Annotated in this window: 9 protein-coding genes; all 9 read left to right on the forward strand. The window is 35.2% G+C overall.

Annotated elements, in window-relative coordinates; translation table 11 throughout:
* Window positions 1-550: 550 nt before the first annotated feature.
* Window positions 551-1,318: a hypothetical protein gene (locus tag ACU1LP_RS18555; RefSeq protein ID WP_445737022.1), complete on the forward strand. Its 768-nt coding sequence runs from the start codon at window positions 551-553 to the stop codon at window positions 1,316-1,318.
* Window positions 1,319-1,509: 191 nt separating this feature from the next.
* Window positions 1,510-1,716, forward strand: a complete 207-nt coding sequence (locus tag ACU1LP_RS18560; protein ID WP_445732491.1) for a hypothetical protein — start codon at window positions 1,510-1,512, stop codon at window positions 1,714-1,716.
* Window positions 1,706-2,035 carry a type II toxin-antitoxin system RelE/ParE family toxin gene (locus ACU1LP_RS18565; RefSeq protein ID WP_445737023.1) on the forward strand — a complete coding sequence of 110 codons (330 nt, stop codon included), beginning with the start codon at window positions 1,706-1,708 and terminating at the stop codon, window positions 2,033-2,035. The genes ACU1LP_RS18560 and ACU1LP_RS18565 overlap by 11 nt, the downstream gene beginning before the upstream one ends.
* A gap of 109 nt (window positions 2,036-2,144) precedes the next feature.
* Window positions 2,145-4,634, forward strand: coding sequence for a type I DNA topoisomerase (gene topA, locus ACU1LP_RS18570; protein ID WP_445737024.1), 2,490 nt, complete (start codon window positions 2,145-2,147; stop codon window positions 4,632-4,634).
* A 169-nt stretch (window positions 4,635-4,803) separates the two neighbouring features.
* Complete coding sequence (locus ACU1LP_RS18575; RefSeq protein WP_445732494.1) at window positions 4,804-5,970, forward strand: formimidoylglutamase; 1,167 nt, start codon at window positions 4,804-4,806, stop codon at window positions 5,968-5,970.
* Window positions 5,971-6,131: 161 nt separating this feature from the next.
* Window positions 6,132-7,493: a type IX secretion system lipoprotein PorK/GldK gene (porK, locus tag ACU1LP_RS18580; protein ID WP_445734559.1), complete on the forward strand. Its 1,362-nt coding sequence runs from the start codon at window positions 6,132-6,134 to the stop codon at window positions 7,491-7,493.
* An 86-nt stretch (window positions 7,494-7,579) separates the two neighbouring features.
* A complete protein-coding gene (gene porL, locus ACU1LP_RS18585; protein WP_445734558.1) occupies window positions 7,580-8,215 on the forward strand; it encodes a type IX secretion system motor protein PorL/GldL in 636 nt (211 codons plus the stop codon).
* A 48-nt stretch (window positions 8,216-8,263) separates the two neighbouring features.
* Window positions 8,264-9,823, forward strand: coding sequence for a type IX secretion system motor protein PorM/GldM (gene porM / locus ACU1LP_RS18590; protein WP_445734557.1), 1,560 nt, complete (start codon window positions 8,264-8,266; stop codon window positions 9,821-9,823).
* Window positions 9,824-9,965: 142 nt separating this feature from the next.
* Complete coding sequence (gene porN, locus ACU1LP_RS18595; RefSeq protein WP_445737025.1) at window positions 9,966-10,856, forward strand: type IX secretion system ring protein PorN/GldN; 891 nt, start codon at window positions 9,966-9,968, stop codon at window positions 10,854-10,856.
* Window positions 10,857-11,101 lie beyond the last annotated feature (245 nt).

Genomic DNA, 11,101 nt, shown 5'->3' on the forward strand with positions numbered 1-11,101 from the left:
TCCTGCGTTAAGTAGGGTTTTTTTGTTTTAATATTAATTTTAACGTGTAATCTAAGTACATGACAAAATTAATTTTGGAAAGTAAACTACTCGTAATTTTCAGGATAACCAAGACCTCACAGATGTTATTCCTTTGGAAGACAAGTTGTTGATGATTGGGGGCAATACTTTGTACCAATATAATTATGTACAGGATGGTGTGCAACTTATAAGTTCGTTCCCCTTAAAATAACTTTGTGCATAGAATAAAAAGATAAAAAATCCTGCGTTAAGTAGGGTTTTTTTGTTTTAATATTAATTTTAACGTGTAATCTAAGTACATGACAAAATTAATTTTGCAAAGTAAACTACTCGTAATTTTCAGGATAACCAAGACCTCACAGTTTTTAACACAGTATCTGTGAGGTCTGAGTAACGAACAAGCCGTAAAACACCAAATGTGGGCGGTTTATATTTCTATCTAAAATTTTTGTCAGGTACTAAAACGTGTAATATAAAAATTAGTTTACTTTTATATTTCGAAGAATTAAAATTAACCAAACAAATAAAAATGAATACCATTGATGCACTATTAGAAAAAATTGACAAAGCCAAAAGTTTGGATTTTGGTACTATTTTCAACCAATCCATTGAGTTATTTAAAAAAGTATGGGTGCAAGGATTGGTTATACGTTTGCTGATTATGATTTTAATGTTGCCGTTTTCTCTTATAATGTATATTCCAATGATTTCAATGGGTTTGTTTGATCCAGAAACAATTCAGAATATGGAGGATTTTAAACCGCTTATTTTTATCCCTTTAGGCTTATTTGGAATTTTATTTATGTTTTTTGCCATAGTGATTGATTTTGGCATGAAAGCGTCATTTTATAGAATTTGTAAACTAAAGGATTTAGAGGAAATGGGTGCGGATGATTATTTTCACTATCTGAAAAAACCGTATTTAGGAAAAGTTGTTAAATTGTCCCTAGCTACTTTCGGAATTACAATATTGGCAATGTTACTATGTGTGATTCCTGTTTTTTACGTGATGGTTCCGGTTACTTTAATGAATGTTATTTTTGCTTTCAACCCCGAATTATCAACTTCTGAAATAGTAAAGGCAGGATTTAGACTAGGTAATAAAAAATGGTTGCTGACTTTTGGGTTGCTATTTGTTTCATTTATTTTAGCTGGATTTATTGGTTTGTTATTGTGCTGTATTGGGGTTTATATAACACTGTCTTTTGTGTATTTACCATTATACTTTATATATAAAGATTCTGTTGGTTTTGATAAAAAAGAAGTCAATGAAAGTTATGGAATGTCTTACGGATAAAATGTAAATTCATTAAAAAAGACCGTGTTTTAACTGTAAAATGCGAGCTTTTTTATTTAAGGAAAATACAGATAATCCCGAAAATTAGGCAGATAAACTTTTTTTCATATACATTTGTATATTTAAGAAAAGATACAGATAAAAATTTAGTCTATATCTTTAATTGACGAATTTAAATTACAAGGAGCATTATGAAAGTTCTATTAGACATAAAAGACAGCAAGGTTTCGTTTGTGATGGAACTGTTAAGCAGTTTAAACTTTGTAAAGGTAAAACCGCTTACGGATGAAAAAGCAGGACAGATGAGCAATATTCGTGACGCCGTGGAGGAGTTAAAACTAATTAGACAAGGTAAGCTAAAGGGTATTTCTGCTAAAGAGTTGTTGGATGCCCTATAATATTATTGCTGTTCCTAAATTCAAAAAGGAACTTAAAAAACTGGCAAAAAAATATTTCTCTCTAAAAGATGATTTCTCAGCTTTATTGAAAACTTTGGCAGTTGAACCTGAACAAGGCACAGCTCTTGGTAAAAACTGTTACAAAATACGTCTTACCATAAAATCCAAAGGAAAAGGTAAAAGTGGTGGAGCAAGGATAATTACCAATATAGTGATTTCTGAAACTACTGTGTATCTGCTTTCTATCTATGATAAGTCAGATAAAGAAAACTTGACCGATAAAGAACTGAAGGAACTTTTAAAATCTATACCAGAATAAAAAAGGATCACAGTCATGGGCTTTTTTATTTAAGTAAAACACAGATAATCCCTAAAATTAGGCTGATAAACTTTTTTTCATATACATTTGTAGCTTCAAAAAATCAAGTATGGCGAAGAATTTAGTAATTGTGGAGTCTCCTGCAAAGGCAAAGACTATCGAGAAATTTTTAGGAAAGGATTTTAAGGTAGAGTCTAGCTTTGGGCATATTGCAGATCTGCCTTCAAAGGAGTTAGGGGTAAATGTAGAAGGTGATTTTAAACCAACATACGAAGTTTCAAAAGATAAAAAAACGGTTGTAAAAAAACTGAAAGACTTAGCAAAAAATGCCGATATGGTTTGGTTGGCAAGTGATGAGGATCGAGAGGGAGAAGCCATTGCATGGCATTTAGCGGAAACTTTAAAGTTGGATAAAAATAAAACGAAACGTATCGTATTTCATGAAATTACTAAAACCGCAATTCAAAAAGCGATTGAAAATCCACGAGGTATTGATTATGATTTGGTGGATGCACAACAAGCGCGTCGTGTATTGGATAGAATTGTTGGGTATGAACTATCGCCCGTATTGTGGCGCAAAGTAAAAGGTGGGTTATCGGCAGGACGTGTGCAATCCGTGTCCGTTCGATTGATTGTGGAGCGCGAGCGTGAAATCCAGAATTTTACGGCGGAAGCATCTTATAGAATTGATGCAGAGTTTTCAAACGAAGCAGGACAAACCTTTAAAGCGAAGTTACCTCGAAACTTTGCGACTAAAGAAGAAGCACAAAAATTCCTGGAGAAAAATGCAAATGCAAGCTTTAAGGTTTCAGATTTAGAGAAAAAACCAGCAAAAAAATCGCCGGCAGCTCCTTTTACCACTTCAACATTACAACAAGAAGCGTCACGTAAACTCTATTTTTCTGTGAGTAAAACCATGACGATGGCACAACGCCTATACGAAGCGGGACTAATTACCTATATGAGAACCGATAGTGTGAATTTATCAGATGAAGCACGAAACGGCGCCAAAGCGGAAATTGAAAGTGCTTTTGGTTCAAAATACAGCAAACCAAGAAATTATACAGGAAAAGCCAAAGGGGCCCAAGAAGCGCATGAGGCGATCCGGCCTACCGATTTTGCAACACATTCGGTAAATATTGATAGAGATCAAGCCCGTTTATACGATTTAATTTGGAAACGTGCCATTGCATCGCAAATGAGTGAAGCAGAGTTGGAACGTACCAATATTAAGATAACCGCTTCCACCCACCATGAAAATTTTACCGCGAATGGAGAAGTCATCACGTTTGATGGATTTTTAAAAGTGTATTTAGAAAGCAGTGATGATGAAGATGTGGAGCAAGAAGGCATGCTTCCGGCTATGAGAACGAATGAGACCTTATTAAATAATTACATCACAGCAACAGAGCGTTATACGCGTCCGCCATATAGATATACTGAGGCTTCGTTAGTAAAGCAATTGGAAGAATTGGGTATTGGTCGTCCGTCAACCTATGCACCAACCATTTCAACCATTCAAAATAGAAATTATGTTGAAAAAGGAGCTGTTGAAGGTGTAGAACGCCATTATTCCCAACTTACATTAAAAAAAGGGGTTGTAAAAGATAAACTGCTGACTGAAAAAGTAGGTTCTGATAAAGGAAAATTAGTGCCGACGGATATTGGAATGATTGTAACCGACTTTTTAGTGAATCATTTTGAGCATATATTGGATTATAATTTTACCGCTAAAGTTGAAGAGGATTTCGATAACATCGCCGAAGGTAAAGTAGATTGGACTAGTATGATGAAGGAATTTTATAAAGACTTTCATCCACAAGTTGAAAATGTTCAGGAAAATGCCGAACGGGAATCTGGTGAACGTGTTTTAGGAACCGACCCAAAAACAGGAAAGCAAGTAAGTGTGCGTTTAGGGAAGTTTGGGCCTATGGTACAAATAGGAACTCCAGATGATGAGGAAAAACCACAATTCGCCAGTTTAAGCCCAGACCAACAATTAAATTCCATTACGTATGAAGAGGCGATGGATCTGTTCCAACTTCCTAAAAATTTGGGCACCTATAAAGGTGAGGAAGTTGAAGTTAATAACGGGCGTTTCGGACCTTATGTTAAGTTTGGCGATGCGTTTGTTTCCTTGCCAAAAGGCGTTGATGCTTTAAGTGTAGAGCTTGAAGATGCCATTGTTTTAATAAAAGAAAAGCAGGAGGCAGATGCACCTATTTATACGTATAAAAAACTGCCGGTTCAAAAAGGGAAAGGACGTTTTGGACCCTTTATAAAGTGGAACAATATGTTCATTAATGTGAACAGTAAATATGATTGGGACAATTTATCGGATACCGATATTGTGGAGTTGATTGAAACAAAAATCCAAAAAGACATCGATAAAGTAATCCACAATTGGGAAGATGAAGGTATTCGTGTTGAAAAAGCGCGTTGGGGAAGACACAATGTGCTAAAAGGCAAAACCAAGGTGGAACTTGATAAATCCATTGATGTGTCAAAAATGACTTTGGAAGAAGCCAAAGCGTTGATTGAAGCGAAAGCTCCAAAGAAAAAAACCACGAAGAAAAAAGCGCCGTCAAAGAAAAAATAATTTTATTAAGGCTTTAAATTATTGATAATTACACGTGTACAGAATTAATAAATTAGAGTTTTTTGTGGATTATTTTATGGAAACGGTATGTGTTAAGTCGTTAATTCTTAAGATATTTGTCCTTAGCCTTAATGAAAATCAAGTTAGTAGGTAAACCCGTTGCACATTCATGAATTTTAATTTCCTCTCTCCTGTATCAGATATTGTTTTAGCTCATAACGAGTTACTTTCTTTACAAGCATTAGGCAGAAAAATAAGAGTACATTCTTCCCAAAAAGGAATTCCGGATTTAAATGGTGTCCAAATGGCCATTTTAGGAGTACTGGAAAATAGAAATGATGTTAATTATATAGGTGAAGAATTTCAATTAAACGATATTCGAAAATCGTTTTATAGTCTGTTCCCCGGTAGCTGGAATGTTGTAATTGCCGATTTAGGTGACATTAATAAGGGAGAAAGTGTGGAAGACACCTATTTTGCCTTAAAAACCACCATTGCTATTTTAATCAAAAAAAACATCATACCTATTATAATAGGAGGAACACAAGATTTAACCTATCCTAATTACAGGGCCTACGATACCATTATGCCCATGGTAAATATTGTAAATGTAGATGGTAAGTTCGATTTGGGCGATTCAACCAAGCCCATTAAAAACGACAGTTTCGTAGGTAAAATAATTTTAGATCAGCCGTATAACCTTTTTAATTACGCCACTATTGGCTATCAAACCTATTTTAATTCCCAAGAAGAAAAAGATTTGATGGATAACCTTTATTTTGAATCGTATAGATTGGGAGCAGTTTCAAAAGACATCACCTTGGTAGAGCCCGTTATGCGCGATGCCAATATTGTAAGTATCGATTTAAGTGCGGTTAAAGGCTCTGAGGTAAGTTTGAACCAAAAATTTTCGCCAAACGGATTGGATGGGAAGGAAATTTGTGCCATTGCCCGTTATGCCGGCATTAGTAATAAGGTGAGTTCATTTGGTATTTATGAATATAAACCATCAAAGGATGATGACATGACCTCTATGCTCATTTCCCAAATGCTTTGGTATTTTATTGAAGGTGTTAATTTTAGAGTAAAAGATGATAATTTTTCAGATGAAAGAAGCTATCAAAAATTCATTACTTTAGTGGACTCCCAAGAATTGGTGTTTTATAAAAGCAATAAAACAGGCAGGTGGTGGATTGAAATCCCTTTTTTAACAGAAATTAATAATAAATTGAAAAGACATACGTTATTACCATGCATGCACCAAGATTATCAGGATGCGTGCAACAATAAGGTGCCCGATAGGTGGTACAAAGCATTTCAAAAAAACTGCGTTTAGTAATATTTTATAGCTAAAACGTTTATTTCATCGGTAAAATGTTATTTTTTTACGATGAAACGTAAATTTTTTTCATAAAAAGTTGTTTTTTAAAAAATATATAAATATGTTTACGCTCTCAAATTAAAGCTTAAATAATTAACCTCGAGTTTTCTATGGATATGAAGAAGTTTATATTATTAACCGCAGTATTAACATTGCTAGCTAGTTGTGGCTCTAACGATAAGGGCGAACTAGTGGGTGTCAAAGGAAAAAAATGGCATCCAGAAAAACCTTATGGAATGGAACTCATTCCAGGTGGTGCATTTATAATGGGTAAAGGAGATGACGATTTAGCTGGTGTACAGGATGCCCCTGCAAAAACCGTTACTGTTAGGGCCTTTTACATGGATGCTACAGAAATAACAAATAGCGAGTACCGCGAATTTGTTAATTGGGTTAGAGACTCCATTATTAGAATGAAGTTGGCCATTTTGGCCGATGAGGTTGGAAAAGTGCCCGAAGATGGAGGTATTGGGGAATATGCATTTAAAGATGCAGATACCGCTAACATGTCCGTTTACGAAAAGTATATGTTCGAAAACTACACCGGTTTAGGGCCTACAGGCTATGAAGGCAGAAAAATCAATCATAAAATCGATTTGATTTTTGATACCGCCAAATATCCAGATGAATATTATACAGAAGTGATGGATACCATGTATTTGCCTCTGGAAGATTCATATAATGGACAACGTACATGGGATACAAAGAAGTTTAAATTCCAGTACAGCTATATGGATATCCAAGAAGCAGCTAGAAATAGAGGTATTAAGCGTAGAGATGCCATTGTAAAAGAAGAAATAGAAGTGTATCCAGATACCGCAGTATGGATTAGGGATTTCGCTTATTCTTACAACGAGCCTATGCACAACGATTATTTTTGGCACGATGCCTATAGCGAATACCCAGTGGTAGGCGTTACTTGGAAACAAGCAAAGGCATTTTGTGAGTGGAGAACCATCAAGAAAAACTCCTATCAAAAATCCAGAAAAGGCGCTGCCATGGTAAATACATTCAGATTACCATCTGAAGCAGAGTGGGAGTATGCCGCTCGTGGAGGTCTGCAAGCTGCAACCTATCCATGGGGTGGTCCTTATACAAAAAGTGATAGAGGCTGTTTTATGGCAAACTTTAAACCTGTAAGGGGTGATTATGCGGCAGACCAAGCATTGTATACCGTAGAAGCTAAGTCTTACGAGCCAAATGATTATAATTTATACAACATGGCAGGTAACGTAGCCGAATGGGTAAATGCATCATACGATCCGTCGTCTTATGAATTTACTTCAACAATAAATCCAAGTGTGAACGATAATGAGAACCAGCGTAAAATTGTAAGAGGTGGTTCTTGGAAAGACGTTGCCTATTTTTTACAAGTAAGCTCACGGGATTATGAGTATGCAGATTCTGCAAGAAGCTATATTGGTTTTAGAACCGTTCAAGATTACATGGGGACACAAGTAACGGGGAAAAAGAAATAAAACCAAATAAATTTTAATCAAATCAATAATAAATAACCTATTAATTAACCTACTTAAGTATTTACTTAAATTAAAAATCGAAAATTATGGCAAAGTCAAAAGCAAGTAAGAAGTTCATGAACATGGCTTACGGATTAGGAGCAGCAATTGTAATTGTTGGTGCATTATTCAAAATTATTCACTTTGAAATAGGACCTCTAACAGGTAACGTTATGTTAACCATTGGTCTGGTAACAGAAGCAATCATTTTTGCGCTTTCAGCATTTGAACCAGTAGACGATGAGTTGGATTGGTCGTTAGTGTATCCAGAATTAGCTGGTGGAATGGGAAGTGCAAAAGAAAAAGAAAACCCACAAGGTATATTGGCTAAAAAATTAGACGAGTTATTAAAGGACGCTAAAATTGATGGCGAGTTAATGGCAAGTTTAGGAGATAGTATTAAAAACTTTGAAGGTGCAGCAAAAAATATGTCATCAAGCGCAAGTTCTATCGAAGCATCTAAAAAATATGGTGAGGAACTATCATTGGCAGCAGCTCAAATGGAATCCTTAAACAGTTTATACAAAGTACAATTGGAGAGTATTAGCAAACAAGCAACCATTAATGAAGAGTCTGTTGAAAATGCGGCTCAATTAAAAGAGCAAATGAAATCGTTAGCATCAAACTTATCTTCATTAAATGGCGTATATGGTGGCATGTTATCTGCTATGAACAAAAACTAATTAGGGGTTAATATACCCAAATTTAATTAACCAAAAAACCTAATTAACATGGCAGGAGGAAATTTATCACCCAGACAGAAAATGATTAATCTGATGTATTTAATATTTATAGCGATGCTCGCATTAAATATGTCTAAAGAAGTGCTTTCAGCATTCGGATTAATGAACGAAAAGCTTACAGAATCCAATCAAGCATCATCAATGCGTAATACAGCATTTATGACAGGGTTAGAACAAAAAGCTAACGATCAACCAGAAAAATTTGTACCCTTAAAATCTAAAGCAGATCAAATTGATGCATTAGCAAATAAATTTGACGCTTATTTAGAAGGTTTAAAGACTAAAATGGTTGCAAAACTTGATGATCCTACCGATTATGAAATCATGGATAAAGGCGATTACCTTGATGAGAATTTCTTTAAAGGTGATAAGCTTAAACCAGCTGGACAAGAATTTATGGATCAAATGGCATCTTTTAGAGAAGGGGTCATTAAAATTTTAGGCGGCGAAAAAGGTATGGAGACGGTTGTTAAAGATGTAAAAGAAAAATTTAACACAGATCCCGTAAAGCGTGGAGCAGGTACTGTACAATGGTTAGACCATAATTATAAAGGTTTTCCTCTAGTAGCCTCCTTAACCAAAATGACACAGATCCAGGCAGATATTAAAACCACTGAATCTGAAGCATTGTCAAAAATGCTGGCAGGAGAGCTTACTGGCCAAGTAGCTATGACCAACTATACAACCTTAATGCAAACATCAAAATCCGCTTATTTTAACGGTGAGCAATTTGATGGTCAAATTGTATTGGGCCGTACAGATGCATCTACAAAACCTAGTAGAGTTGAATTGACTCTAGACGGAAGAAAACTTGCTCAAGATAAAGATTTCACTTTAGATGGTGGAAAAGTAATGTTGAAAGTTGGAACAGGCGGAGTTGGAGAGCATAAAATAGAAGGGAATTTATTCTTTTTAGAAGATGGTAAAGAAACTGCGGTACCTGTAAAATCATCATTTGCTACAGTTGCTAAACCAAATGCAGCAACTATTTCTGCCGATAAAATGAACGTGGTGTATCGTGGAGTTAAAAACCCGATGACTATTTCATTTGCAGGTATTGCTGATAACAATGTAAACGCATCTGCTGAAGGATTAAGTAGGGTGAGCGGAAGTAAGTATATTATGGATGCCACTAGAATTCAAGGTAGAGAAGTTACCATCAACGTTACCGGTAAAATTGATGGACAAACTGTAGGCGATAGAGCTACGTTCAGAATTAAAGATTTACCAAAACCAACAGGAACCATTAGAGGTGAAGACGGCTCAGTAAAAATGCAACGTAATGCGCTCGATATTTCAACCGTGGGCGCTAAATTTGATGATTTCGATTTCGAATTGCCATTAAATGTAACCGGGTTTAAATTTAAAGTGCCAGGGCAACCAACCATTGAGGTAAATGGTAACAAGCTTGATGGTAGAGCTAAATCGGCATTGTTAAAAGCAAAACGAGGAGAAGATGTTCAAATATTCGATATTGAAGCTAAAGCTAGCGGTGTAAGTGTGATACTTAAAAAAGTATCTCCAATCATTATCGAGATTACGAACTAAAATATTTGTATTGCTTATAGGGATTATTCCCTAATAATAAAATGAAAAATAAGATGGAACATCCATAACCAATGTTCGGAATTATAACGAATTATTTTATGGATGTTACATTCCAATATTGAAGAACAATAAATATAAGCACATGGATTTGAAAAGTTTTTTATTAACCGTTACAACTGTTTTTGCAGCATCGGGCGTATTTGCACAAGCTAATATACTAAATGCAAAAAGCCCACAAGAAATAGGCGTTAGAACAGATGCTCAAAGGGCAATTGACAACGATAAACCATTGGAATATGGTTATGTGGACGATAGAGACATCCTTTTTTCTAAAATGACCTGGGAAAAAGTTATTTTGGATGAACGCGCCAATTTTCCGCTGTACTATCCTATAGATACCAATAATATTGGTAGTGATAGACGTTGTTTGTACGATGTGCTTATGAAAAGCGTTAAAAACGGCAGAATAAAAAATATTTATGATGATTCTTATTTTAAATCGAAACGTACTTTAAAGGATATAGAAGCTTCATTGGTTAAAATTGACACCACCGAGTTAGGTGTTGAGCAATTAAATGCCGGTGAACAATTATCTGCGGAATATATCAACAGAAGGGATATTACGGCAGCTGATATTGCAGAATATCATATTAAAGGACTTTGGTATTTTGATAAGCGTCAAGCTGAAATGAAATACAGATTATTGGGAATTGCTCCGGTTGCTCCAGATGTTAACTTTATTGATTCTGAAAATCCTGATTTAGTGGAATTGTTCTGGGTATTTTATCCAGATGCCAGAGAAGTGTTGCACGAAGCCAAATCGTTTAATAACAAAAACAGTTCTATGCCATTTTCATACGACCATTTGTTGAATGCAAGACGTTTTCAAGGTTATATTTATAAAGAAGAAAATGTTCAAGGCGATAGAGCAGTTACCGAGTATATGTCTGAAAATGCTTTAATGCAATTATTGGAATCCCAAAGGATTAAAGAAAAAATCAGGGATTTTGAATTGGATATGTGGACCTATTAATTAGAAATTCTTAAAAAACAATAAATAACGCCTGCAAATTTTGTGGGCGTTTTTTTTGTTCTCAATTAGTCCATTAACTTTTTTAAGAACGAGCGTGTACCGATTTTTCGGTATGTCCGAAGGACGGAAGGGCTAATAAACAAATACTTAAACAAATTGAACCACCTCGTCTTCGGTTTCCTTTTCGGGGAAACCGAATCCACTCCTCCTTGAAAAAAGGAGGAGAGTTATAAATCGGGAATACA

This window comes from Mariniflexile sp. (assembly GCF_052728615.1).